Raw genomic sequence first — 26222 nt, forward strand, 5'->3', positions numbered from 1 at the left:
CATATCGTCGACACCATCAAAGGAGAAAGAAATGGCAACGTATACCTCAGTACGATAGAAGCCGATCCTCCTGGATCGCCGGCGATCTATCGCGGAAACTCTAAACGCTAGCCCCACATCGCGATGAACACTACCCAACTCGCGTACGTTTGTGTTTCTTAAAAAGGGCATCTGGAACGAAAGTCAAATTACCACGTGCTCGTGAACATGCGACATAGAGCTTGTTTCGAGTCTCCGGATTGAGGGCGACCAACGTTCCAGCCCTCCAAGCAGCTAGTGCAGCAGGATGCAGCACCACACATACATCCCCGTAGTGGTCGAGGCCCTTCGATGCCCCCCAGTTCTGCGAGTAGCAATCATATTTGTAATGCTCTTGCAGAAAGAGCTTCACGATATTAGGCGCTTCGTAAAGTTCTTGCGCGACCGCACGATCCTCTACCAATCGAACGTCAGTGATCGTGTCCGAGTGCGACTCGATCTGTATCCCGATCTGCGCGGAGATGAAATCGCATACCGACTTGCTGCATCTCCGGCTTTTCATCAGTGACGTGAGATCTACCTCCATTTTTGCCGCTTTGAAGCGCGCCTTGTACGCTTCGTAGTCGACGTGGAGATTGGCGTTCACATTGCCGTCTCTGCTCGTATCGTACGTATGCTGATAAAAGTCACCCACAAACATACACTCGACGTCGCTGTGGCACAGCAGCATCAGCAGATTGAAATCATGTCCAGCGAAGTCTTGTACCTCATCAACGAAGAAGGCATCGAAGTACTTCTCGATTCGAGCGATCACATCCTTGACCGTACCCGTTTGCTCCACGTACTTTGCAAGTCGGTGGTGATATAGCCGGCGCCCCGAAGTCATATAGCGCCGATCATCCGCGACACCAAACATTGGCCCCTTTGCTGGCGGCCGCTGGAATGTCACACCCTTTGTGCGCTTCTCCGCCAGCAGGAACGGCCGATAGCAGAACGAGTGTAAAAATGTGAAGTAGGTATAGAGGACTATATTCTCCGGAAAATATCCAAATTTCTGGATGATTCGGGTTCTCAGATTTTCCCTGTTTGCCTCTGTGTATGTGACAAGCAAGACGCGTCGCACCTCGTCCAATTTCTCAACAATCTTGTATGTTTTTCCCGAACCGGCGACGGCGAAGATTACTGTCTTATCCATGCAACCGCCTCCTGAATGTAGGCCGGTGCCACAAGGAGATCTGATTTCTTATCCAAAAGCTCGAACGCTGCCTCCGCCTTGTTGTTCAGCATGTATTCCTGGACGGTAAGTTTCTTTCTTCCCGCCGCGAATTGATCCTCGCACACGTCTTTGTTGTCTTCGTACATGCAGATCTCGAAGGTTGAGCGCTTGTTGTCCGGATCGGCGAATATTTTGATCGTGGGCTCCTGATAGTCAACGTAGTTGTCCACGCACGTCTTTCGATACTCCCCGTCGTTGTCACGAATTGCCGCCACCTTGATCTGAAGCACCTTGGCGAGATCGAAATAGCGCTTGAAGCTGGTACCGTCAACAGAGATGACATGTACCCCATCCTTGTCCAAGGAACCGCCGTCCCCGTGCTTCTTGTAGAGCGCCTCCATCAGAATAAATTCTGCGTCTCCTTCGACGAGAATAGCTCGCTTACACAGGGCTAGCTCGAGTACGTTGTTATCCGGAGCTTTCATGAAGAAAGTTGCGGTATCGGGCGGAAGTTCCTTCAACGGCATCGGGCATGATGGATCAGTCTCGCTGAGAATGACTGCCTTCCGTAGATTCAAGCGAGTGCAGATCATGCTGCTATGCGTAGCGACGAAAATTTGCTTCTTTGTCGCACTACTGATCCGGTCGACAAGTTTTCGCGTGTGAACGTGACTGAGATGATTCTCGGGCTCTTCCAATAGGACAACGTCTAACGTGTGTTCGCGGTCCCGTAGCGCGAATTCGATCTTGATGAAGCACTGGCGCCCCTTCCCCTTGCTGTCGATGGGAATGTCGCTTTCGGTAATCATGATGTCCGTTTCAATGCTGGCCCTGGGGCTGCTCCTGACACCGAACTTGTAGTCAGGCAACTTGTCGTTGATGTCGGACAACACGGCGTCGCGGAACCTGGTCTTGGCGTTCCGGTACTCCAGCCCGTGACGGTTTCGCTCCAGTACGGAGGCGTTAGCTTGGTACATTGATCGCGTGTATTCACGCGTCGCATACTCATTGTTGATCTGCGAACTGTCGATTAGCAGATGCTTAAGTGGTTTCTTATAAGGATGAACCGAATTTCCACCGAATGTCAAAAATCGGATTGCGTAGTACTCGAACGGGAAGCTCGAATTTCGATCCTTCGGGACTTCTTCGATATGCTTGGTGTACTCATCTACAGGTTCGCAGATGAGTTGGATTCCGTCCAACGCAACATCTCGTTTGCTGTGGTTCTTGCCGTTCAACTCAGGATCGGCAAACCCGTCGAGATGAACCTCTACGGTCATCGTCGGCAAATCAACAATCTTGCGAGCACCATCCATGAATTCTTCGATGCACGCTGCATTAAACAGAGACTCCAAGCCAATTCCTTCGACCTTACTGCGACTCGCACTCATTACCAGATCCAGTGCCTGCAGAATTGAACTTTTCCCTGCTTCATTTCCCCCGATCAGAATATTCAGATCCGGGTCAAACTCAATCTCCAATTTCTTGAAGCGCTTAAAGTTTTTTAGTATGAGCTTTTTGATGGTCTTCATTCCCCGTGCCTTTCGCTGTGTGATTGCTTCGACTCCGATCACACCAATCGTACCCCACGACAAAGGGACATGAAAAGCCGGACACAAGTAAAAAAGGCCCACTCATCGAGTGGGCCTTTGGAGAGGTGGGGCGGAAAGCAAATCGCGGAACAACGTCCAGACCGAGATGCTCCGCTCCCTGTTTTCTTTAGTGAATGTGAATCAGTCGCAATATTATTGAATTTGTATCGCATGCGGCCACGACACGCTCACTCATTGCGATGAGAACATCTGCTCACATCGTACCATCTTTTCGAGATAGACCTTCCGGCTTCGGGAAACGGTCCGGCCGAGCCGCTTGCACAGCACCTGCCATTGAGACAATTCAGGTGCAGCTAGTACTTCGATTCGTGCAGCTCGTTGGCCCGGCCCGGGTAAAAACTGATTGCGAGCGACGGAGTCACACGCACCACTCCGGTGGTATGCCAAAACCGAGAACGCTCACGACCGTAGCCTTCGTTATAGCTCCGCAAGCGAATCAACAAGAGCAGATCCGCGTCGTTATCAGCGAGATAGTCGTGAATTAAGGATGCGCGGCAGAGGAGTCGTGCTCCCATAGCTCGGCGTTCTCGCCTGTGGCTAGAGTCCATCCACACTTCAGAGCGCACCAACACCTCGCGTGATGGGTTCACCCACGCACGGCCAAACGCATCGGTCGATGTAAGCTGCCCAAAGTCGATGGCTGCCTGGCTCAGTCGTCGACGCGAGGCGGCCGTCGACGCGCCCAGCGAATCGGCCTCATCCAGCCGAGCATCATCATCTGGCACCACGATCCACGGCAAGTATGGCGCGTTCCGCTGCGCCTCGGAAGCATCGTCGTCCTCATACGGTCGAAGTCGCGGAAAATAGGCTTGAAAGGGATCTGCCGCGGCGACGGCCTCGGCCAAGGCGACACTCTCACCGCGTGGCGCTAAAGCAGACATCACGCAGATACCAATGCCCTCCGTTGAATTCCAGTCTCCGTCCACAACTAACCAGTCGCCAACTGCCGACTCGATCCCGAGCAACGCCTGCAATGTCGCTGAATCACTTGTCAGTTCGACACCCTTCTGACCCGCGACACGCAGCGTGTTCCACGTATCGACGGGCTGCCAATCCGTGCCATCTGCCAACCATAGGCCGTCCGCATGCGTTAGAACCTGACGCCCAAGCCATTTTCCCCACGGATCGTTGTCGTCGTACGGTCCGCGCACGACAGGGTGCCCAGCGAGTAGGTCGCCAGCGACGCCATACAACGCATGCCAGCATAGCTGCTCTCCGTACGTGTGATAGTCGGGGTTGATGCCTCTGACGTAGTCACGACCAGACTGCAATCTGCCCTTTGTTTCGTGCATGTGCGTGATGCCGGCGTCATGTCGACGCACCCAAACAGTCACGGCATCCACCGTTTCCCAATGCGGATGTCTGAATAGGTTGGCCATGTGCGCGACGTCGTCTTTGTCGAAATCATAGTCCAGATGTAACTCCGGCTTGGGTCTGTCGACACCTTCGGGCCGCGATCGCCGATATGAATTGCCTACATAGTCCTTCGACCGCTTGAACGGATAAGGGGAACAATTGACCGCGTCCAATACCTTCATCTTGGATTTTGACAGCGTAATCTCTCCGCGCTGCACGCACGCGTTCAGCGCCCGAGCGGCGAAGTGCTTGCGAAGCACATGTTTGTCCAATGGATCAAAGGCGATCTTCTCCAAAAATGCGCTGTGCCGTGCGATCTCAGCAGGCGCTTCCAGAGCGATCCGAGCCATGGCGATCAAAAGCCAAAGCTGTGCGTGCAAATAGTAGAACGGCAGTTCGGGCGCCTGAAAACAGGGAGAACAACGTCGATCGAAGTGCGTGATGACAGCGTCCAGTACGTCAGCACGACTTAACCGAATCGCGGTACGCAAACTGTGGGCTGCCATCCATCGTCGCTCGCCCACCGGAGAACCCAACACAAACCAGATCAACCCAGCCGTCGTTTCGACAGGGTCGCCGTTCGAATACAGCTCTGGCTTCCAAGGACCATCCTCGGCACTGGAAGCAAGCTTCGCCGGACCGCTTTGGAGCAGACGAGTCAGCGCCGTCTGACCCACGCCCGGCATCGCCAGCTCGTTGAACTCCGCAGCAAAATTGAGCCATACGGATGCAGGAACGGGGGATTTCGGATGCGATAGCTCTCGAATCAGAAACATCAACAGCGTGCAGCGATCAACGCCACAGACATCCTGAAACGCCTTGACGTGATACGTCGACAAATAGTCCGACGAGATGAACTCGAGCGCGTTTTCGCATACGATGATTTCAGCGCAGTCCCGCAATGCCTTACTTACAGCCAAAGATGCGCCAGACCACTGCTCCTTGCACTGCCGAAGTTCATATTCCTTGTCGTATAGGTCGAGCAAACCTTGACGTGCGATGAGCTTGATGTACTGCGGCCAGTCCGAAAATGCGACTTTCGCCCTCAGCACATCAAGTACGTCACGCGAGAATCTCATCCCAATTCGCACGGCACAGGCCGCGTCGAGCGCGCGAGCCACCGAAACGTCATCGAGTGGGTTCAGATCGGCCGCGAGGGCCAAGACAGCAGTCCGAGCTGCTGCTTCCTCGCTCTGCCGTTCGACTGCACTGTGCCTGGGTTCGGATGGACGCCAGTTATTGAGCGTGTTGTAGTCGTCACACGCCACCTCGATCCTTTCAGCTGCAGCCAAAAGGTAACCGCATTCCCGCGAATTTTCGCCCAACACATTCTTAGCGAACTGTGCGAGAACGCGTGGGGTTTCAGAGCTCAACGAGCCTGGATTATTCTGCAGATACTGAGCAACGAGTTCGCGCACCAGGAGCACTTGGTGCCTACAGACCTTGGTCTCGAGCGTGGCAACCAACTGCTCGGTGCCACAGACATAGAGCTCGGCAGGGTTGGAAAGTCGCAGCAAAATCACGGCGAGGTCAGGATCGAGCTGGTCATCTTCGACCAAAGCTCGCAGATAGGGCAGCAAAGTGTAATCGAGCGAAATTCGATCGCGGTCTTGCCACCGCGCCAGTTTCGCCAAACCTTTCAGCCCAGACGCCCTAGACATCGCATTTCCAAACATGCCCCAGTGGAACTTCCGCTCCTCCCCAAGATTGAGTTCGCAGATGTTGGACAAGGCGTGACTATCTCGATCGTCAATATGGTCGCCTTTCAGCGTGCTGGCGAGGTGCATCAGTCCGTCCACGAATCGGTAATCACCGGAGCCGATTGCGTCCAACTGATCCAGGCCCCGCCTGAAGTACTCAACCGCCTCGGAGGGACTTGCCACAGCCAAGGCCTGGCCGAGGCGGGCAAAATGCTCCGCGCGCGCTCCCACTTCATTTTCCTGTTCTATCGCGGTGCTCACTTTGACAGCAAGCGCACCGGCCAATGCCTGGAAGGCCGGGCGAGCGGCCAGCAGTTCCACCAGCTCAATGATCTTCGGCACCGGCGTTGTCCCGGGTTCGGCGGCAGCGGTAACGAACGTCGAGAGTTCCGATGGGTTCGCGTCGAGGTTTGCAACGAGCGCGAGGGTCAATAGACGCTCCCCAACCGCGTTGTGCTGTCGCTGGGTATTCTTGCTACCGGAGTAATGGTCTTCCTTGACGCGCAGCTGTTTCCACAAACTCGTCAGTGGCAACAGGGTGGCCGCAGCACGACCGTGTCCACTACCCAAGGCCTGTGCGAACGCATTCGCGACTTTCACCCAAGTCGACAGGTGTTGATCGAGGAAGCGCTCCGCCGACGTCTTGTCATCGTAGCTGATCCGTTCTTTGGCATCAGGCGACTTGCCCTTCGCTCGGTATTCCGATTCGAGCACTGCTTGAAGTGCTTTGCGGAATTCGCTTCCGCGGGTGTCGGCCGGAACTTTTTGAGCAAATTCGATCAGTTCGCGTGGTAGCAAGTGCCGATCATCGATCGGCTCACCGTCCGCGATACACCCGATAACCTGCCGCGCCACAAACGGGTAGACCTCACCGGCCCAATGGGGCTCCCGAAAGGAGTGCAATGTCGGCGGCACAGGAGGCAGCGCATCAACAATTGCCTTGGCCTCCACTGGCATTTCCAGCGCGATGGCGGCCGCTGCAGCCTCGAGAAGGCCTCGAACGATTGCCGGTTGGCCGGTTCGATGGTGGTCTTTGCCCAGATCGACCCCTTTCTCGTTAGCGCACACTCTAGCCAGAGTGACGATGAGGTCACGCCTACGATTCTCGTCGCTAGTCGCGTACCGAACGGCCGCCGCCAGCGGCCCGAACGTGTTCAGGCTGGCTAAGTACCGGTCCATAACATCGGGGGCGAAGAGGAGCCTAGATTCGGGGCGACTCGCCATTTCAAACGTCGCCTTCGCGACATCATAGGCGTACCAGTCAATCCACCCCTCTAAGTCATGCGCCGCCGCCTCACCGTTGCCGTTCGCTAAATGGCAAAACGGGATTGCCGCCATATCCATAACCGTCGGACTGGCACGGTCCTGAAAATGGTCGGGTTTTTGCTGATAGTAGTGCGCGCGCCACTCGGAGACCCATTGCGCATGTCGGACGGCGTCAGCGCTCTCGCCCATAAGCGCGTGAGCAATAGCGAGGCGTGCATGGCGAGACCCTGCCCACTTGGTCCGAGCTTCGAACAGGCGTCGCAATGAGTCGATATCCCGCGCGGTCACGACGAGATCAGGATGATCCAGCAGGTACTGGGTCCCGCGCTGATCTACCGAAGCCAGCGTAGACATTTCAACCAACAACGGCACCAGATGATCGAGTTCGCTCTCACGAACCGAGTGTCCGACCGCCGCCCTCAAGCGCGCGTGGCGGATCGCTTGCTGCCCAACCTTGCTGGTGATCGCTGTCGGCAACCTTTCGTCAAACGCCAGTTGAAACAGGCGATCGCCATCCGACAACTGCAGGAGCAGTTCCGGCAAGGTCGTGGCCGCGTAGACCGAAGTCGACTGCATCGCGAGAAGATTGTCCGCCAGGATACGCAACGTCGTTGCATCGGCGGCGTAATCGTGCCTAATCAAAGTCTCCGTTGGCTCGTCACGGAACATCAGCCCATGGCTCGTTTGTTCAAGCAAGGGGGCCAAGTCGGCAGCGAAGCTCCTTACGGCGCCCTCAGGCATGCCATTGACCTGAGCAAACTCTTTAAGAGGTACTGGTGGCGGCAGCGTAGCCAAGCCCGCGAGAAACGCTCGAATGTTCGCGTCGGTGTTGCCCAACCTCCTCGCCTCGACCAGCGCATCCGAGATGCGCTGTCGGATCAAGTCGTCGAGCTCAATGAGCTTCCCGATCTCAGACGGCGCAAGTAGGTCAGGCTCCTTGGCTAAGTGCTCGAGGACACGTGCGTTTCCCAGCGAGCGGGATTGAGCGACCTGCACCATCGCTTCTGTCAGTTTCGAAATACGGGAACCCAAAAACGTATGCGTTTCGGGCTCCGTAAACGGCCGAAGCTCCAGTTCTTCGCAGGACGCACCGCCTGTCGCAGCTTGGCGTCGATGGCTGCGTGCGCTGACCACCACCTGCAGGCCCGGAATTAGTATCCCGTGTTCCAGGCTTTGGAGCAGTAGCTTCGGAAAAGCATCCTGGCCACGATCACGTGCGAGTTCGTTCGCGTTGTCGATCGCGTCCAAGAACAAGATTAGTTGCCGGTCGGCCGAGCCGAGGCGTAGTGTGGCGACCACCTGCTCTAAGCGCACGCGAAACGCACGAACAATGTCTTCGCTGTTGCTCGTCGAGGGAAGTAGCGGATCGCACAAGCCGCGGCAAGCCAAGTCATTGGCAATGTGGACGAGTCCTCGTCCGGGCAAGTGTCTGGCATCGTCAGGCGCGCGGTATTGCCCCATGCCGAAGCAGTCGAACAACACTGTCTCGTGCGACGACGACAGTCGGGACGCTAGGGAGGTCATGAAGACAGTCTTGCCAACGCCACCTTCAGCGTGGATGACCAATGGCTTGGTGAGTCGGGGGATCCGAGCGATGGCATCGTCCAATTGCACGCGATCCACGATCGCACCCACCTCCGGAAAGCTTGCCGGACAAGGTAACAGGTCACGGTCATCGGAAAGTTGAAGCGCAGCGAAGACATCGGTGCGTGCGATTACGTTGCGGTGCTGCTTCGCGAGCCCAGCCTTATCTCGCGCCATCTCTCGTATGCTATTGAGGCGAATGGCCGCCATGTGATCACGTGCCGGTGACCAATCAGCCAGCGTGATGGCCAACTGCTCCTTGTTGGACCGCAGATCGCCGGTCAAACCGACCATCACGACGCGCGCCGCGAACTCAGCGAGATCCTTGCCTCTCAGCTTGCAAGCAGCTGTGATTTGAGTTGCCTGTTCTTTCGTCTCACCGTCGAGTAGGTTGCCTCGAGCCAGACCAAGCAGCGCGTCGGTGAAGACTGCTGCGATCGGGCGATTCGTAACCAGCTCGAAGCGAAGCTTGTCGCGCGCTGTCTCGGTGCCATGGTTGCGCTTGTGCGCGCGATAGATTCCCGCGAATTTATCCAAAGTCTTCTTGGCATCGGAAGCACGGAAAGGCTTAAGTTCCGCAGCCTTGGAATACTTCACCTGTACGACTACGACCTGCCTCGCTTCGGAGAACGTCGCGCGCCGACCAAAGTACAGCACCGCATCGGCAATTTCATTGGCCTCGGCAGTGACAAGCTTCTGATCTTCTGTGCCAAATCCTTCGATGGCGATACCGACAAGATCGTCTCTGGGCAATAACAGTCCCAGACATTTACGTGCTACCCAAGCTTCATGGAATTCATGGCCATCCCGAGATGCCCGCACGCTGTCGAACGCCTTTCGTACCTTTGCCATCGCGATCCCACTGAAGTTCCCGAAAGAATACTGGAAGTCCCGAGAACGAGGCTATTAGTCGGAAACTTCTAAGAGGCTAGTTCAAAAAGGGCTGCTCGATACGCCTGAAGATGTTCCAACAGACAAGCGAGCAACCGAGTTTCAGGAATGCTTCGTGAATGTCAGCCCGTCGCTCGAAGCGAGTGCGTAAGCGACGAAAACTGTGGAGCCAGGAGGGAGTGCGTTCGACCACCCAACGATACTTGCCGAGTCCGCTGCCGTGTCCGGTCCGGCGCTTCGCGATCACTGGCTGGATACCGCGATTGCGCAGGGCTCGCCGATGCCGCTCGGAGTCGTATCCGCGATCGGCGTAGACCACGCGAGGCCGTTGAATCGGGTGGCCGCGCAGGCCGCGAATCGATGGAATCGCGTAGATCAGCGGCTGCAACTGCGTAACATCGTTGACGTTCGCGCCAGTCAGGATCGCAGCGATGCGTCTGCGGAACAAATTCTTCTAGCCTCACCGTGCTGAACAACGATTCGTTGTAACCGCCCGCACCTCGCATCGGCCTGTTCTTCCTTGATCTCGGGAACCTACATCGTGCAGGACCGACCGAGGTATTTCAACGGCCTGCTAAGAAAGTGAGATAACTCTCGGTCGTGCCGGCTGATGATTTTATGAACTTGAGCAGCAAGCTATGTTGATCCTAGTTCCGAAATGCGGTAGAAAAGTCACGTGCGACGCCATAGGTCCGATCAACCAGCTAAGCAGAATTCACCGGTTGCCGCCACATGGGTGTTCGGATGTCCAACTTGGAAATCGAAATGCCATGCGAAAACGCGTGCATTTGAGCCGCGAACCGTTGCAACTGCGATCCCAAACGAAAGATCCGGCCGATATGTTCGTGGTTCAAAGCCGACGACCCTACCAGCCACGGAGTTCCGCTCCTGAAGTGAGCCCGGTTTTTATCCCACCAGTCGGTTATTGCGCTATGGTCCGGTTGCAACCGCGCCGAATCAAGCTGCTGCAAGGAGTCCTCGTCCGAATCCTTATCGGGCATCGGTGTCGTTCTAACCAGAAACTGGCTGTCATCCAAATCGATGCCAGTAATTAAATGCATCGCCTGAAATGCGGTGTCAGACAATCTGTTCTCGGACAACTGCGCGACAAGATCGTCGACAAACACCGGATCACCATGATGGGCGACGAACGGCATTTTTAGTTCAGCGGGAAGCGCCTCAAATATTTCGCGGGCCTCATGGTCGCCACAGTTCACCGCATGCCCAAGGTATCTGGCTAGTCGGTCCAGTCGCGCAAGTGCGATTTGCTTTGCCAAACCGCGCCACTCCTCAGCCAATAGCTTGCATCGCCCGACCATGTCGACGAGTCGTTGCCTCACTCTTGTATCACGTCCAAACTTCATCAAAGCGTCAGCAGCGGCGATTTGGACGCCTAGGTCGTCATCATCGAGTGCGCGAAGAAGGAAATTTCGAGCGGATGCAACAGGGAGTTCTGCTGCGAGATTGCACGCCGCGACCCGCACCCAATGCGATTCATGATCGAAGTATCGAGCCACGTCCGGTGAGGCGATCGGCAAAGCAAGCTCCCGCCGTGCGAATACCGATAGCGCCAACGGAAGCGAGTGAGCAGCCGCTTTCCATTGCTCGAGTCGGGCGAAGACCGCCTTACGCGACGCCCATGAGATCGCGCAACTGAACCCGTATACAGTCGACTCTGCATGCTCGTCGAGCAAATCCCACGCAGGTTCAAACTGGCTGTCGGCGTATCTCTCGAGCGAGAGCACTCCGTATACGAACGCGTCGCCTTGGGATTTCCAGCGATCAAGCTCTCTGCGCGCCATCAGCATTCCGGCGTCGCCCGCCACACGGAGTCCATCGAGGTTCGCCTCAAGCAGACTATGAAACGATGCCAATTTCTTGATCGACACTGTCGGCGAACATAAACTGCTATCGCTCTGAGCCCAGTAGAACGCGGCATCCTGTGCATGCCGCATCAGCAATGGTCGTATAACAGGAGATCTTGCAACCGTAGGAACCGTCATTATCGAGTGGCCCGTTCATCCATCTCGAAGCGGTTGAAGATCAGCCGCCATTCAATCCCGTCGTGATACGCTGCGCCGTGTACCCCTGCCATCAGCATCATTCCATCCGCGGCCGATAGATTACCAGCGCATACCTTGATTTCGGCCGGTAGCTCGACGTCGACGACCTTGTCGTCGACGATGTTCCACACACCGTAATCGGACGTGCACCAGAGCTTGCCTGCGTGCCACACGATGTCCTTGAACGGCAACGTCATATCGCCACGGTGAATCATGACCCAGGTGTCTTCGCGACCTTTGAAGATCGTTCCCGACTGCGCTCCAATATATACATTCCCATCCGGCGTGCAGCAGACGGACGTCAGCAGCATGTTGGTCGGCAACGGTACGCGCTTCCATTTCGAACCGGTGAAGCGCCATGCATTGCCGCGTCCGCCCACAGCATAGAGATCGTCGTGCGAAAACCCGTCGATGTCCGCGAAGCTTCCATCTTCGACGGCGTCGACGTTGTCAGGATCGGGGATGGGCAGATTGAGGCACAAAGATGTCCAGTCACCGACGTTGGCTCTAAAGCATGCCGTGTTATATCCCCCGACAGCATATAGCCGGCCCGCGATCATGCGGATGCGTCGAATTCCACCACGTCGAGGCCCTTCCTTACTAACCGGAATGGCGGCTTCGACTTCGGACCGTCCGCCACCGCTTGCGTATACTTGCCCGCCGTCGTCGACCGCAACGACCTGGTCTTTCCCAGATGGCAGTTTGGCCGCGCCGACATGAAGCATGCCGAACCCGGTGAGGCCACGTGACCCCATCCGCTTGTCGAGTGGCTCATCGAGATAGAACCCGACAATCTTCTTCGATACTTTCTCTTCCGACAAGGGACTAGCGTCCTCACCTTCGGCCTCATTCCGCACCGCGAAATGAAAGTAGTCTCGGTTCCGGACAACACAGTCTGTAATGTAGTACCCATGCAGACTGTTCTTGTACTCCCGGTCCGTGATCATGCCGCTTCCTTCAGAGTTCATTTTTCGGTATCCGTTGCGCTATCGTCCTGCCCACCACCGCCGGAGCTTCCCGAAACCGCAGGCAGGTCCTGGTTGCATTTACTTCGATAGTACGAGTCCAACTGGGTTTTCAGGCACTTCCTACTGCACTGAGACTCTGGAAAAGTATCTCGAATGCTTCTAATGCCGTAGTCCCGCGCCTTTTCGTACGACAGTGTGTTGCTCCCGAACAATCCAGAAGTATGGTCCTTGATCATGATAGCCATCGCCTTATGGATAAGGCCGTGGGAACCGTTATTGTTGTTCGTGCCTTCCACGCAAACCGTCGGTGCCGAGTTCTTGTCGTATCCTGGGCAGCGCCCGCCCTTTGTCATTTCATCAGGGAGGATGTGGTGTCCCGTTTGCCCTGGGCAACAGCCTTTCCCGTTTAGGTTCTTCGGCGCTTTAGTCTCGTCATAGGTAACGAGGATACAGCGGCGTGCTCGCGTGCATGCGTTGAAGCGCGACAGAACGCCCATGCCGGTGGCCATGGCCTGTGTCGGAGACATCTTGGCTGCATCGGAAGCAAGCGCTTCAAGTTCCTTCGAAGCCTGTCCAACCATATCCTTGATGTCGCCGATTTCCTGAACGGCCTTGTACGCCTCTTTGCTGAGCTGGTAACCCTGATAAGCGGTACTCGCCCAGTCATAGGCGTTCCATGCTGTCGCACCAATTTCAGTTACCTCATCGAAGATACCACCACCCGCGACAGCGCCTACGCCCCACCGCGTCAGTGCCCGCTCCCCGAGTTCTGCTCCGCGCTTCGCAGCTGCCTGTCCAACTTTTTGTTCAACCTCGGCTTTCACCTTGTCGACCAAGGGGGTCAGCATGTTCTTCACAGTGTCCTTGAAGTCGGACGTCATGTCTTTCAGCAAGCTGTTGAACTTGTCGATCACATCCTTGACGCCGCCACTAGGTTTGATCCAGAGCCCAGTGCAATGCTCCATCCAAGCCGTATCGCTATTGCTCTCGAGCTTTTTCTTGATATCGCCTTCAAGCTGATCAAGTTTTTGCAGGGTCTTCGGGCTCAGGAATTTGTTCAAGACGGCGTGCTTCGGTACCTTATCGTCGCCAGTTTTTTTACAAGCGTCCTGAACCTTCTTAAGCTCCCCAGAGCAATCGCGTCGAATCGCATCGCTATCCATATAAATGTGCGGCGGAGTGTTCCCGGGATCTGAAGCGTGGTTGTGCGTCATCAGATCTTCGTGCCGAGGAACCCCCTTACCCTCGAACATCACATCATGCGACCACGAAATAAAATACGCCTTGCCTTCGATTGCGCCGGTTGCAACGCCTTTCGGTAGCGATTCCGTTGCCCCCTGGTCACCGATACTCGTCGCAAAATACGATGTGTCGGCTTGTGCAACCATTGAGCCACAGATAAATACCGTACTCGTGCCGTTTGCGAGATCTCTCGCGTATGCCGTGTTTGGATACGGCACAACGATAGGACCGGCGGGTGGATTCGGCGGACTCCAGCACGGGTCAGGGAACGCTGCCGTGGACTTGCCGTTGGCCGCTTTCGAGCAGGCCTCGCGATTGTTCACATATACGTTCGTGCTCATCGTCCTACCCCTGATGCGACAAAGCTCGCATCATTGTTCTTGTGGAAGGGATCCGGCCGATATTCGACCATGACGGCGGCCCGCCGTCCGTCGTCATTGCTGAAGTGAAGAAGACCTCGATGGCCAGGACTGTCCCAGCGACCGGAGATTGCACTAAGGTAAGCGAGCAACAACGGCCCGACCGCAGCACCTGTTTCACCAAGGCTGCTTGCCGGGGTGTAGTGAGGGAAGCTCTCCACCTTCGTTTCCAAACTGCCTGCGATCGCTAGCGACGCTTCTCTGAAGTAGTACGACTCACCACTGATATCGCTCATATGGAAAGCACACGCACTGACAGCGAAACCGCTCATTTGGCTTGCATCGCGGATCGCCCTCTTGAGCCCCAAGCCGCGAATTGGCTTCTCTAACTGGCTAATCCGCGCGTTCTCCTCAGCGCATCCGATGCCAGTAATTAGCAGCCGCCCTGGAGCTCCATCGTCTAGACCTAACAAAACTGCGCCGGCTCCTTCGCCAGGAATATATCCGTCGCGGTTTTCAGTTGAGAGAATTCGCTCACCCTCGAGATGCTGGACGACAACATCTGCGTGCAGATAGCTGTCGATGCCCAAGACCATCACATGCCCAACCCGCTGCTCGTTCAGCAACGAGTGCGCGAGCAAGAGTGCCTCTCCAATTCCAGCCTTTCCGGTACGCAAGATTCGCGATAGTCGGCTAAAAGAGAGGCCCGTTTCCTGAGCACAAGAGGTCAAGATCTCATCGGGCCAGTCATCGTCGGTCCCGGGGCGACTTGGCTCAGGCACCAGCAACAGCAGTGCCGTTGTCTCCGGTGACCAGCGCACGCCAGAACTGGTGCGGCATTCTTCGACAACAGTGCGAAACATCTTGGCCAGTCGAGCAGACCCCCACTCTTCGATTCCGTCCAGATAGGCACCGACAATCGGTTCCCCATCAAAGCCGACGAAGCGGGTCTCCCGGAAGTGATTGATGTTCGCACGGATCGCAGCACTGGCCGATAGCGATGAATGGCCGACTGCGCAGCACATCCCGATTTCTTGAACCGAAAGAGGCGTCATAATTTTTCGACCAACGTGATCTCGTCTTCACAGTCGTCAGGTGCCGATTTGGTGCTGCGTTTACCGCCACACCCGGTGCATCCAGCCGCGCCCCCGATTTTCGCCATCCACCAGTTTTTGCAGATTGGTCCGACGGCCACCGTATCAATCTCCTGTATGCGGCGTTGAAGTGGAATGCTGGTGCGCCAGACGACGCTGAAACGCTCTTCGTCTGGTTCGAAATACAGCGTATCGACATGCACTTCTGGTTCGTGTACCTGATAGTCAGTTCCCAGAATTCGAACTGGCATCTGACTCAGTTTCGGGAGCTTGAAGCGAACATGAGGCCTGCCCTGCATCAGATTGAGCAGTTCCACGGTCTCACCGCCGCGAGGAAATTCGATTTGTTGGTCCTCCGGTGCGCACTGATAGTAGCGGTCGTCAAAATCCTCTGGCAGAAATGGGAAGACGTCACGGCGCCATCGCTCATCATATGTTCCTGCATATGCGGCTCGCTTCGGATCGGATCGACTGATTGCTGACAGTGCACGAGGCGGGTAATCCTTCTTCGGAGATTGAACCGGGTCGTCAACAGATTCGATATTCGGCATGGGAACGCCGACCATCTCTTTGCTCGATGGCCCATACCCGATGCCTATTGGATTCCCTCTGTGGGTGAACGATTGCGTTCCGCTATCGCCGTCGACAATCTGAACCCCGCCGTAGGCCTTCCCATAGTGCAACGGCACACGCGTGATGGGTGCGGGCTTGCCCGGTTTAATGCCGGTCAGCCGCTTTTCCCAGAAGCGATCGCCAAACACACGCAACGTCTTGTTCATTGCGCCGACTTGAACTCGAACATCCAATTGCGTCACGGGACTCAGGCCAGATGCATAGGCGTTGGCGTTAAACAGCACGTCGCACCGCTGCTTCCGTAACACGAAGTCCGCTTCATAGAGTGCCGCTGATAGACCAGGTTCACCGGCGTAGATGTCAGCCATAACGAACGGTTGGCTTTTGATCGGCGTAGCCGCTCCATCATTAGCAGGTATGCCGTATGTGGCCTTCGCAACGATAATCAGATGCTCACGTCCCTCGACATCGAGGGCAGTAGAGACCTCGACTGAGACGTGCTTGCTTCCATTCACGATGTCCACTGCGACGTCTCCTCGTCGCGTCAGTTGAGCTGGACCGAACCACCTCGAATGCGCTGCGTCGCACTCGCGTGGCTGGTGACATATGTGCCGCGAATCTGAACAATACCGTCGCGCGTCAGTAAGATCCGTGCATCGCCGCAGCGAAGTTCGATTTCTTGTTGTGCTTCGATGACGACCCGTTCGCCAGCCATTGCAGTAGCGACGTCATCGTTATCGCTCGAGGTCGATTCTAGCAACAAGCCCATAACAATCGGCTGCGTTGTATCGCCACCAACGAACTGCACTGCGCAAGTGCGATCTGTTGATGATTCGTCAAGCGGGGACAAACACTGCGCCCACGCATCCGGCAGATCAGCTGAGAGGAAACTGATCTGAACTCGACCGTCCTCTCTGGTGCCACGAATTCGTGCAAGCACTACGCCAAACCGCAGATCGTCCGGTTTCGTCGATAACGGTTTCGATGCACTTTCGGAAAGCGTACCTTCAATCTCGACACGAAGGGAATCGGGTAGGCGAGTATTCATAATCAGTTCCCCAGAATTTTTTTGCCTTTCATGTTGATCTCACCGTCGGCCTTATAGTGCTGCTCGCCAGTGCTTCCAACGTTGATCTCGTGGCCGTTGATGGAAATCGTCCCGTCGCTGTCCATCACAAGATGTGCTTTGCCCACCTTGATTTCCAGCCGATCGCCAGCAGTAATGGTCCAGGTCTTTCCAACCAGCGTTGTCTTGGAAAGACCAACCTCTTCGGCCTGCGCGAGCCCGACAACCGTATTCATTGCACCGCCAACGGCCACGTTGTAGCCGGCGCCGATCGTCAGCGCCTTGGCGAGTCCGATCGTCTCGGTTGAGGCGAGCGCGATCAGAAGATTCTGCAAACCTTCGATCGTCTCATTTCGGTTACCTCCAACCGTCAGGGTCTCGTTGCTGCCAACGCGTTCGGTACGATCCACGCCGATCGTAATGGTCTCATTGTTGTCGACCGTCTCGGTTCGGTCATGGCCGACATGCACCGTCTCATCGTGATCGATGTTCTTCTTTCGATCGTTTCCAACCCAATGCGACTCGTCGTGCTCGACCTCGAGGCGCTGATCTTTCTCAGCATGCAACCAGACTTCCTCCGAACCCTTCTTGTCCTCGAAGCGAATGGCGTTGGCCGTGTTGACGTTGCCGGTTTTGGTCGAGCGCGTGAGAATCCCGCTCTGTGTAGCATTCGCAGGCAATCCCCATGGAGGCAGGTTGGCGGAGTTATAGACGCTCGAGATGATCAGGGGTCTATCCGGATTACCGTCAAGGAAAATTACGACCACCTCGTCACCTATCCGCGGGATCTGGATCATCCCAAATCCGCGACCGGCCCACGGTTGCCCGACACGTACCCAGCATGAACTGCCTTGATCGCGCTTGCCTAGCCGATCCCAATGGAATTGCACCTTCACGCGGCCTAGGTTGTCCGTGTAAATTTCCTCGCCTTCGGGACCGACGACGACGGCCGTTTGCGGACCGATGATCGACGGTCGCTCGATGGTGAACGCCGGCCGATACGGAATCTTCTTGCGGATGCAGGTGAAACTGCAGTGGTAGTTCGCTGCGCCTTCTCCGGCCTGATAGTTATTCGTTCCGCTGTGGGTGATCGTCGTCAACAGAAACTGTCGATCCTCCTGTTTGGCATTGCTGTGGTCGTAGTGATCGTCGAGTTCGAAGTATTGACATGGCGCTAACCGCCGGCTCGTGCTCGTTCCGATGAAGACCTTGCTGTGTGCCGCAAGCGCCTGTGTTCTGAAGCGCGTCAATGCTTCTCCGCGATCGCTGTCCGCAAACCCATGCTCGCCCAGATAGTCGTAGACTTCGTACGACGGTACTTCGCCCTGGTTGACTTCGGTTCCACCCGAAACAAACCGGCGCGCGTGCGGTGCCTTGTAATCAAACGTCTTCAGACCGACACTGTTGGATTCCAGTTGTCGGCTCGCCTGGAACGACGTGATGACAGCTAGATTGTCGAGCGCCTCGCCTTTGGTGTATTGCAACACCGGACTGCGGCCGCTGATCGGCTTCGCCGCGATCGAGTTGTCCGATATGATCAGCTTGTGACCGTCTTTCGCGTGCTCGAAGAAGAAGAACAGGCCATCTTCTTGCATGAGGCGCTCGACAAATTCCAAGTCGGTTTCACGGTACTGCGTGCAGTAGCTGCGATTCTTTGTCGCCTTAGACAATCGGAACTCGAACGACGCAATCTTTCCGTAGTCTTGAAAGACTTTTGAAAGAATTGCTTCGGTATTCTCCTCCTGAAAAATCCGGATGTCGCGACTGCGCGAGAGCATCCAAAGCCATGGCACGAGTGTCGCGCTGTAGACGGTGAAGCTACCGTCGTGGTCGAGGTGGGTGAAGTTGGCTACGTAGCCGTGGAAATACCGCTCTTCCGAGCTCGCCAGCGCATCGGTAAGCTGTAACGTAATCGTCACAGGCTGACCGATCAGCTTCTTCAGTTCAATGTTCGAGTCTTGAGAGGCGAGCCGAACGTGGAACTCGAAGTTTTGAGATAAGCCTTCGGTACCGTGAAAATCGACAAGCACCAAGTCAGATCGGCCCTTCATAGGCGTCTGGATGGTGAACAGCCGATTGCTCTGTAGCCCAAAAAAACTTGGAATATCTGACAGTTGCATGGCGCCCTCAGAACCCTGCATCGGAGTGGCAGGATATTATTCGTCGGTGGATTTTAAACTGCCGGCCGCCGAAAAGATCAAGTTTTGTGTTTCTTGTACCTCATATATGGGGACGGAGCTGTAGGAAAGGTGAATGGATAACCTGTTGCCTCACTACGAATACGAGGTCGGTTTGCTGCTACGTGGCGTCACGGAATTTGCACGACGCTATCCGAAGATCGGCGCCCGACTCGGGGTTGCAAACGGGCAGGGCGATCTGCATGTCGACCGGATGATCCAGACGTTTGCATTGTTGGCCGCGCGTGTCGATGCAAAGCTTGAGGACACCTATCCGGAATTCACCGAATCGCTGCTGGAGATGCTGTATCCACAGTATCTTCGCACCGTGCCTTCGTGCGCGATCGCGCAGTTTGATCCGAGAGATCTCTTCGGCCAGTTGACAACGCCGTTCACGATGCCGCGCGGCACGCTGCTCGATGCTAACGCGGCACCGTACCGGTTTCAAACTATCTATGACGTCACGTTGTCCCCGTTACGAGTTCACTCGGTGCGCTATGCTCCGGCCACGCTCGTCCCAGCGGCCGTCCGACTCCCGCCCAGTGTCACAGGCATACTCTCGATCGAGTTCGCCAGTGCGACGCCGACTGAGATATTCGATGAGGCAATCCCGTCCGGTACAGTTCGTGTTCACCTGTCCGGTGATCGGCCGCGCGTTGCTGCGCTCACCGATGCTTTGCTGCTACGTGCCGGCGCCGCATTTGTTGAGGTCGATCAGAGCGGCCGGTGGGCGGCATTATCTAGGATACCGATCGAATCGGTAGGTTTTGGCGAGAATGAATGCCTGTTGCCGAAAGAATCGACCACTACATCGGATGCGTACCAAACGCTCATCGAGTCCTTCGCGTTCCCCGAAAAATTCGACTTTGTTGACATCGATCTAGGACGAATTCGGCGGGCCGCACGCACGCCAGCGGCAAAGCGACTGACGTTGCATCTCGCAATCCTCGACACACCAGCCGAATCCGCCGCAGCACAGGTACTGACTGAACTCGATGCCTCGTCCTTTCGGTTGTACTGCACACCGGTGGTCAATCTGTTCAAGCGAGATGCGATTCCGATCCAGTTGACAAGCGCTGATAGGGCATACCCCGTCACACCGGAGCCGCTGGAGACCGGCTCCCCGCTCGACGTGTACTCGATCGATGCCGTTCATTTAGGCGATCGCTTGGAGGCTGAACAAGAGAGGGGCTCGCCATTGACCAGTCGCCACGTACGTACGAACGTATTGCCTTACCGGGCGTTCAGCCATGCTCGCGCCCCTGATCCCGCGATTGCATACTGGGCTGCGTTTCGCGATCCGTACGCAGCAACTGGAACAACGCGCGCGCCACTGCTGCTATCACTCGTCGGACTGGAGGGCCATTCTGCGCAACTGAAACATCCGCAAGTCGATGTCGACGTCACGGCTACCAACGGAGATTTGCCCGCCCGGTTGCCAATCGGTGCACGCGACAGCGACCTGCTGCACGAGAGCGCGGCGTTAGCGTGCCCCATTAGATTGCTTACGCGCCCGACCTTGCCGAGCACACTGCCGCGCGGCCACGACGCATTGTGGCGGATCCTTGCGGGCATGTCGTTGCACCCGTTCGATCTCACGCAAACGGGGCTGAAGGCATTTAAAGACTTTCTAAGACTGCACGCGCCGCGCGCGAGCATCATCGCGCAACGGAGCATCGATGCGATCACCGACCTGGACCATCGCCCCGCGATCAGATGGATGTCACCCGATGGCGCGTTCCCGTCGTTCGTCCGCGGTGTCGAGATTGTCGTCTCTCTCGATGAGGCAGCGTTGCGCGACGTCACGTTGCACTTGTTCGCGCGAATGTTGGACAGGTTGTTTGCCCCGTATGCTGCGATGAACAGCTACATCGAGCTGGTTATTTGCTCCTCGCAGACGGGGCGCGAACTTCGACGCTGTCCGGCGCGAATCGGAACACGGCCGCTGATCTAGTTAATGCAGATAACCGACCAAAATGCCTGCGCCGCCTCCAGCTATGAGGCCCACAGTCGTCCCGCCCATCACCAGGGCGGCCCGCGCGTGAGCAATTGCGTTCTCTGCCAGCCACATCATTGCGGGGCTCGATAATCCGAGCGCAAGTTGTGCGGGATTGATACCAAGAAGCATGGCCGTACCTGCCTTGCCGTACCCGACGCCGACGCCTCCGTCGAGATAGACCGTAGCCCCTTGAAAATCCGACTTGGAGAGCTCTTTGCCGTCAAACGCCGGCAACATGTATATCAAGCCAGCGCTATCAAAGGACTTGAGCGAACCTGCGCCCCCGACCTCGTGCCCGGCGATCTTCGGAATCTTGATCTCAGGTATCGAAAACCTAGGCAACTTGATCTTCGGGATTCGGAGTCCAAGGCCATATCCGATCCCAAGACCGCCGTAATAGAAGTCGAACAGTTGACCGCCGGGATCCGCCAGGACGATCGTGCCGCCCGAAGCAACGGCAAGTTCGAGACTGACACCACCAGTTGCGCCAGTTTTGTATGTCCAGTCGCTATGCCTGAAAATTGACACGTGGCCCTCTCAAGTCGTTTATTTTCTGGATGGCAGGTTCATCAGCGAGAAGAGAATGAAGCCGGCGCCGAAGATCAGTGCCATCAACGTCCAATTCCAAACTGCGCCGAATCGATCGATCGTGGCGGATCGCAGAGGAGCGTCCTCCTGATATAGCACGGTCACTTTATCGCCGACCTTCATGCCGTAGATCATCCCTCCCTGCGGATAGGAGACGCGCTGGCCTGCTTTGGTGACAAATTCGATCTGGGGATGGCTCCCGCCTGCATTCAGGCTGACAACTTCCCCGGGTACGGCAATCGCCGTCTGGAGAAATTCGTGAGTCGACCACGCGACGAAGGCCGCGATTATGAGAAAACCGATCCCCATCACAATGCCTAGGATAGCCTTGACCATGAGCCCTCTCGATTTCTTTCATTCGACATGCGGAGTTTGACCGCAGCCTATCTGCGCTGGATTTTAGCGCATCGCCGGCTATCAAATCGGCGCAGGCGTTAGGCAACCTCATGACGCCGCTTTCGACGCGTCTTGTCTGTAGTTGTGATGCTGATGAAATAGCAGCGAGCACACCAGTGGCCGCGCCGGATAGAATTGGGCGTAGCTAACCAACGATGGCCCCGTGCGCACTCCCACTCCAGCTTTGTCGCACTATTCACGTAGCTTGTGGAGACACACATTCCTCCGCGCTCGGCCGCGATCGTACGCATCAGGTCGATACCGAGTTTGGCCGCATTGTGACTGCAGGCGGCGCACCAATGACCTCGAACGACTGCTCCTGGATAAGCCCACCAGCGATGCCCTAGTGCGCACTCCCATTCCAGTTGGGTAGTTGTATTCCTGTAGGAATTGGTTAGGCAGCGCCCTCCGTGACCGGCTGCCAACTGACGCATGAAGTCGATACCAAATCGCTTCGCCTCATGCTGGCACTCCGTGCACCATGCTCCACGAAAGATCCGCGCACCTAACATTTCCCATTCGTGACCGGCCTTACATCGAAACCGATAGTTTGCCTTGCTTCCTTCATAAACTTGGGAAAGGCAGCTTCCGCCGTGGTTCGCGGCGCACGCGCGTAAGCGAGCCATCCCATCCTTGAGGCGATACGCGTGGACCTTCTGCTGATTCGAACAGATGCGGCACCATGCACCGCGCATGACCTCAAGACCAACCGTCTCCCACTCATGACCTTCCGCGCACCGGAAGCGATAGCGGTCTGAAAGTTTTGTGTAGACTTTCGTCAAGCATTTGCCGCCATGCGAACGCGCGACATTGCGCATTCGGTTCATCCCGTCGGGGGCGGCCATGCGTTTCGAATGTTTGGCATGCGCGCACAGTACGCACCATGCCCCTTTCTCCAAACTACCGACAGACTTTTCAAAGGTATGCCCCTCACGGCAAGCAAATCTATAGCGTGCCGATCGCCCCACATATCGGTCCGACAGACATCGGCCACCTGCCTGACGCGCGAGGCGTTGAAGGTGCTGTAAAGCTTCGTCAGCTCTACAGGCAGGGCAGGTCACGAGGTGGTAGAAAAGATGAGAGCCCGATCGGCTCACTTCATGGCCCTTTGGACAGCGGAATCGATATCGTGCATGCCAGCCGAGCCACTCTGTCTCGAGCAGCTTCAATCCGTATGGCGAGAGCGCCTTGCGCAAGCGCTTCAATTGATCGGCGGACAATGCAGCTCCTCACATCGGTAGCATTCCTTCGACGATGCCTGCTAGCTTACCCGTGGACACACTTCAACGTTGGGGAGATTTCGTATCGGATTGACCCGATGAAGTTTGGGGGCTAGTCTTCGCTTTTTAACTAAACGAACTCCCCAAGCCTATGGCAACTTACCTTGAACTGAAAGCACAGGCGGATGCGTTGGCGCAACAGGCAGAGGCTGCACGTCTCGCAGAACTTGAAACGATTGTTGCGGCGATTCGGGAACAAGTGGCGGAATATGGTATTACGCCTGAGCAGATCTTCGGGCGAAAGCGTGGGAGCGTCGCTGGCAAGCGTGCGCCTGCGGCTCCGAAGTATCAGGATCCGAAGAGCGGTGCTACGTGGAGCGGCCGCGGCAAGCCGCCTCAATGGATCGCCAAGGCGAAGAACCGCGATCGCTTTCTGATTGTCGCCGCTGAGGTCGAATAAGGCGGCAATTTTTTCGATCCTCATCGTCGATCGATCGGTCGACGATGCTGCGCTCAACATAGCGCGAGAGTGCATATCCGATGTGTGGACCCTAGCTCCGCACTACGAGCAATGGCGCAGCCTTCGACCGTCGAACAAACATGCGCGTCGTTCAAGATTCCCCCAAGCACGGCTACCTCGAAGGGTACGGTAGCCAAGCAGCCTCTCATAGCGGACCACTCGATTCAGCTTGGGTCATCCCAATTACCTCAAGTCCGCATTCACGAAACCAAGCGATCGATTCTGGCAACCGCCGCCGAATACGTTGATATTTCTGCGCAACTCGCGCTCGGTCGACAGCGCTTACCAGGACACATAGCCACGTCGCCAACGGACCTTCCATTTATATCGATATTAATTCACAACAACCGAAGATCTATAGCGCGCCGCACCCAGAATTCCCGCCCAAATTCGCCGCCACAAATCTCCAGGCCGATTTAGATCGACCGACAATCAACGGCGCACCGAAAAATTAGCGTACATTGCATTGATTAAAATCGATCTCAGATGTACGATAATTTCGACGAATGCTTAAGCGAATTTTTCCACACCCATCCTTGTAGGCTCCACTATCGCGAGGAGGAAACGCTGGAGAAAGTAAGCGATGAATTGCCGGCTCGCCCCTGACTCCACATCGCATTTCGGGGCAGGGAAGATAACATTGAAGCACCCAGCAGAAATTTTGGAACGTCGAATTCCACAATTATCCTGACCACATGAAAGTAAATTTTGGGAAGATTTTTTCCATTTTCACACTAGCATCCTTTATTTTTTCTGTCGCGGGATATCTACTGTGGGCCCCGACCGACGTATTCGATACACACGGACGAGACAAGTGTCGCGCGAGCTCATCTCCAGAAGGCAGCGGACAAGTGCATCTGCATATCGAGGGGGGATCGGGTGGAAAATTCCGTATGAAAGGTTCGGTGTATGTTCCGGTCTGGCTGTGGCCGAAAGCCGCCCCCGAGTCGCTGAGAGGATGGGCCAGCCTTCCCGCGATGTCAGAAGACGGAAATATACATTTTGCCGGGCTACCGGTATCCATTTCCCCTCCAGTCGAAACCAGGCTTGGTTCGATCGCGGTTTATCAGATGGATATCGAAGAACGATCTGTCGGCATCGGATCCCTTCGAAATTACCCTTTCGACCAATATTGGGTGGGCATAAAATCGGCACAATTGAATCTGCAAACGCAGTCTGGACAACCAGTCGCAAGTGTCCCGTTGGAGCTAAGTGTTCGCTTCGATGGCGAGTCTGGATGGGACGCACGACGCGACATCGGCGTGGATGATGCGACACCAGCACGCTTCGATATCTTCACAAGTCAGAGCAATCAATCCTCTGGGATGCGTTCCTGTGGATTTACCATCAAGCGAAGCTTCTGGTATATCGGGTTCGTTTTTTCGTTGCTTGCCATCTCGGCCACGCCTGTCTTATACGTCTGGCGTCGACCGCAGGAACCAGCTGGACTGGAACTCATCGCGGCGATTCTTAGTATGGCGACCCTGCGATCCTATCTGATTGGCCCACCACCGTCTGTTGGAAGTCTATTGCCCTTCGATTTTATCTTGGCGTTAGTTATTATCGCGGTCGCTTTTATTCCGCTCTGGAAGCGCAGCCCCCATGGACCGAAATGACCGCCTCTCAACGTCAGCGCACAAGCACCGAAGCGGATAGCACACGTCCTTTCGCATCGGTCACGATTTTCGTAACTTGCAACTACATTTTGATTTTTTTGGAGAACCGATGGAACCTATTTATCTGACTGCATTCGCCGGCGTAGCCGGGGCCATTTTGGCCCTTGTCGGCGTTTTCATCACGAGCCGAACCCAAACAATCAACCTAGATATCAATAATCAATTTCAACTCGCACTTGCCAAGGAAAAATCCAGAATCGATCTACTGACGAAATCCAATGAAACTGCAGCCATTCAACTAGCCACTGCACATAAACTTCTGAGTCATATAGCTCGAGAATTCTCCATAACTGGACTCAACATCATGTGGAGCGCATCAATGTCTGTTGACGAATTCAATGGAAAATATTTTTCATTATGCGAGAAAGCCGACGAAATCAGAATGATCGTTGATTTTCATGCGTCCGAAGCCTCTGAGGCTTGCAGTGAAATGTACGGTCAGATGAATATTTTTTGGGGAAATTTTCGCCAAGTCCTGCACCTCACCGAGATGGGTGAAAAAGTGGATCACAATACTCGATGCTTTCAAAAGGCACATGACGCGGCGATGGAAATCGAAAAAAAGGCGGCTTTCGCAAAAAGCCGATTACGACAAAGCGTTGAATCGCATCGAGTTGCTGCCTAAACTCAGACCCTTGTCAGTTGGTCACCAAGTGTGCTCGGACCGGCCGTCCAC

Annotated in this window: 16 protein-coding genes and 1 pseudogene; 4 read left to right on the forward strand and 13 right to left on the reverse strand. The window is 55.6% G+C overall.

What is annotated here, in order from left to right:
* Positions 1-130: 130 nt before the first annotated feature.
* The 11 genes and pseudogenes from HWW87_RS35765 to tssI form a co-directional block, all read right to left on the reverse strand.
* Positions 131-1174 carry a UvrD-helicase domain-containing protein gene (locus HWW87_RS35765; RefSeq protein ID WP_175824221.1) on the reverse strand — a complete coding sequence of 348 codons (1044 nt, stop codon included), beginning with the start codon at positions 1172-1174 and terminating at the stop codon, positions 131-133.
* Positions 1159-2727 (reverse strand): AAA family ATPase, encoded by a 1569-nt coding sequence (locus HWW87_RS35770; protein ID WP_175824222.1) that lies wholly within the window; start codon positions 2725-2727, stop codon positions 1159-1161. Before HWW87_RS35770 ends, HWW87_RS35765 begins: the two co-directional genes overlap by 16 nt.
* A gap of 374 nt (positions 2728-3101) precedes the next feature.
* Positions 3102-9566, reverse strand: coding sequence for an NACHT domain-containing protein (locus HWW87_RS35775; RefSeq protein WP_175824223.1), 6465 nt, complete (start codon positions 9564-9566; stop codon positions 3102-3104).
* Between the two features lie 76 nt (positions 9567-9642).
* A pseudogene (locus tag HWW87_RS35780) lies at positions 9643-10038 on the reverse strand (IS5 family transposase); the annotation flags it as partial.
* Positions 10039-10309: 271 nt separating this feature from the next.
* On the reverse strand, positions 10310-11560 hold the full coding sequence (locus HWW87_RS35785; protein WP_175824224.1) for a HEAT repeat domain-containing protein: 1251 nt from the start codon (positions 11558-11560) through the stop codon (positions 10310-10312).
* A gap of 47 nt (positions 11561-11607) precedes the next feature.
* Positions 11608-12636, reverse strand: coding sequence for a hypothetical protein (locus HWW87_RS35790; RefSeq protein ID WP_208449975.1), 1029 nt, complete (start codon positions 12634-12636; stop codon positions 11608-11610).
* Positions 12633-14219, reverse strand: a complete 1587-nt coding sequence (locus tag HWW87_RS35795) for a PAAR-like domain-containing protein (protein WP_077176432.1) — start codon at positions 14217-14219, stop codon at positions 12633-12635. Before HWW87_RS35795 ends, HWW87_RS35790 begins: the two co-directional genes overlap by 4 nt.
* Positions 14216-15292, reverse strand: coding sequence for a hypothetical protein (locus HWW87_RS35800; protein WP_175824225.1), 1077 nt, complete (start codon positions 15290-15292; stop codon positions 14216-14218). The genes HWW87_RS35795 and HWW87_RS35800 overlap by 4 nt, the downstream gene beginning before the upstream one ends.
* Positions 15289-16428 carry a DUF2169 domain-containing protein gene (locus HWW87_RS35805; protein WP_175824226.1) on the reverse strand — a complete coding sequence of 380 codons (1140 nt, stop codon included), beginning with the start codon at positions 16426-16428 and terminating at the stop codon, positions 15289-15291. The genes HWW87_RS35800 and HWW87_RS35805 overlap by 4 nt, the downstream gene beginning before the upstream one ends.
* Before the next feature lie 20 nt (positions 16429-16448).
* Positions 16449-16952, reverse strand: coding sequence for a DUF6484 domain-containing protein (locus HWW87_RS35810; RefSeq protein ID WP_175824227.1), 504 nt, complete (start codon positions 16950-16952; stop codon positions 16449-16451).
* Positions 16953-16954: 2 nt separating this feature from the next.
* Positions 16955-19090: a type VI secretion system tip protein VgrG gene (tssI, locus tag HWW87_RS35815; protein ID WP_244107408.1), complete on the reverse strand. Its 2136-nt coding sequence runs from the start codon at positions 19088-19090 to the stop codon at positions 16955-16957.
* A 133-nt stretch (positions 19091-19223) separates the two neighbouring features.
* Here tssI and tssF point away from each other — a divergent pair, with 133 nt between their 5' ends.
* Positions 19224-21101, forward strand: a complete 1878-nt coding sequence (gene tssF / locus HWW87_RS35820) for a type VI secretion system baseplate subunit TssF (RefSeq protein ID WP_175824228.1) — start codon at positions 19224-19226, stop codon at positions 21099-21101.
* On the opposite strand, the gene HWW87_RS35825 is transcribed toward tssF, so the two are convergent.
* Both HWW87_RS35825 and HWW87_RS35830 read right to left on the reverse strand, forming a co-directional pair.
* A complete protein-coding gene (locus HWW87_RS35825; protein ID WP_059834023.1) occupies positions 21102-21674 on the reverse strand; it encodes a hypothetical protein in 573 nt (190 codons plus the stop codon).
* Positions 21675-21692: 18 nt separating this feature from the next.
* On the reverse strand, positions 21693-22070 hold the full coding sequence (locus HWW87_RS35830; RefSeq protein WP_059834025.1) for a DUF3592 domain-containing protein: 378 nt from the start codon (positions 22068-22070) through the stop codon (positions 21693-21695).
* A 1431-nt stretch (positions 22071-23501) separates the two neighbouring features.
* Between HWW87_RS35830 and HWW87_RS35835 the strand changes: the two genes are divergently transcribed.
* The 3 genes from HWW87_RS35835 (at position 23502) to HWW87_RS35845 (ending at position 26171) form a co-directional block, all read left to right on the forward strand.
* A complete protein-coding gene (locus tag HWW87_RS35835; RefSeq protein ID WP_175824229.1) occupies positions 23502-23810 on the forward strand; it encodes an H-NS histone family protein in 309 nt (102 codons plus the stop codon).
* A 953-nt stretch (positions 23811-24763) separates the two neighbouring features.
* The gene (locus tag HWW87_RS35840) at positions 24764-25486 is read left to right on the forward strand and encodes a DUF4436 family protein (RefSeq protein ID WP_175824230.1); all 723 of its coding nucleotides are present in this window, start codon (positions 24764-24766) and stop codon (positions 25484-25486) included.
* A gap of 109 nt (positions 25487-25595) precedes the next feature.
* Entirely contained in the window at positions 25596-26171 is a 576-nt protein-coding gene (locus HWW87_RS35845; RefSeq protein WP_156443652.1) for a hypothetical protein, read from the forward strand.
* Positions 26172-26222: the final 51 nt, after the last annotated feature.

The sequence above is a fragment of the Burkholderia sp. BCC0419 genome (assembly GCF_902830285.1).
In the GTDB taxonomy this organism is placed as follows: Bacteria; Pseudomonadota; Gammaproteobacteria; order Burkholderiales; family Burkholderiaceae; genus Burkholderia.

What these genes read in the sequence shown, in the direction of transcription:
- HWW87_RS35765 (WP_175824221.1), bottom strand. Translation starts at nt 1,174, where the DNA reads ATGGATAAGACAGTAATCTTCGCCGTCGCCGGTTCGGGAAAAACATAC.
- HWW87_RS35770 (WP_175824222.1), bottom strand. Translation starts at nt 2,727, where the DNA reads ATGAAGACCATCAAAAAGCTCATACTAAAAAACTTTAAGCGCTTCAAG.
- HWW87_RS35775 (WP_175824223.1), bottom strand. Translation starts at nt 9,566, where the DNA reads ATGGCAAAGGTACGAAAGGCGTTCGACAGCGTGCGGGCATCTCGGGAT.
- HWW87_RS35785 (WP_175824224.1), bottom strand. Translation starts at nt 11,560, where the DNA reads ATGCGGCATGCACAGGATGCCGCGTTCTACTGGGCTCAGAGCGATAGC.
- HWW87_RS35790 (WP_208449975.1), bottom strand. Translation starts at nt 12,636, where the DNA reads ATGAACTCTGAAGGAAGCGGCATGATCACGGACCGGGAGTACAAGAAC.
- HWW87_RS35795 (WP_077176432.1), bottom strand. Translation starts at nt 14,219, where the DNA reads ATGAGCACGAACGTATATGTGAACAATCGCGAGGCCTGCTCGAAAGCG.
- HWW87_RS35800 (WP_175824225.1), bottom strand. Translation starts at nt 15,292, where the DNA reads ATGACGCCTCTTTCGGTTCAAGAAATCGGGATGTGCTGCGCAGTCGGC.
- HWW87_RS35810 (WP_175824227.1), bottom strand. Translation starts at nt 16,952, where the DNA reads ATGAATACTCGCCTACCCGATTCCCTTCGTGTCGAGATTGAAGGTACG.
- tssI (WP_244107408.1), bottom strand. Translation starts at nt 19,090, where the DNA reads ATGCAACTGTCAGATATTCCAAGTTTTTTTGGGCTACAGAGCAATCGG.
- tssF (WP_175824228.1), top strand. Translation starts at nt 19,224, where the DNA reads ATGGATAACCTGTTGCCTCACTACGAATACGAGGTCGGTTTGCTGCTA.
- HWW87_RS35830 (WP_059834025.1), bottom strand. Translation starts at nt 22,070, where the DNA reads ATGGTCAAGGCTATCCTAGGCATTGTGATGGGGATCGGTTTTCTCATA.
- HWW87_RS35835 (WP_175824229.1), top strand. Translation starts at nt 23,502, where the DNA reads ATGGCAACTTACCTTGAACTGAAAGCACAGGCGGATGCGTTGGCGCAA.
- HWW87_RS35840 (WP_175824230.1), top strand. Translation starts at nt 24,764, where the DNA reads ATGAAAGGTTCGGTGTATGTTCCGGTCTGGCTGTGGCCGAAAGCCGCC.
- HWW87_RS35845 (WP_156443652.1), top strand. Translation starts at nt 25,596, where the DNA reads ATGGAACCTATTTATCTGACTGCATTCGCCGGCGTAGCCGGGGCCATT.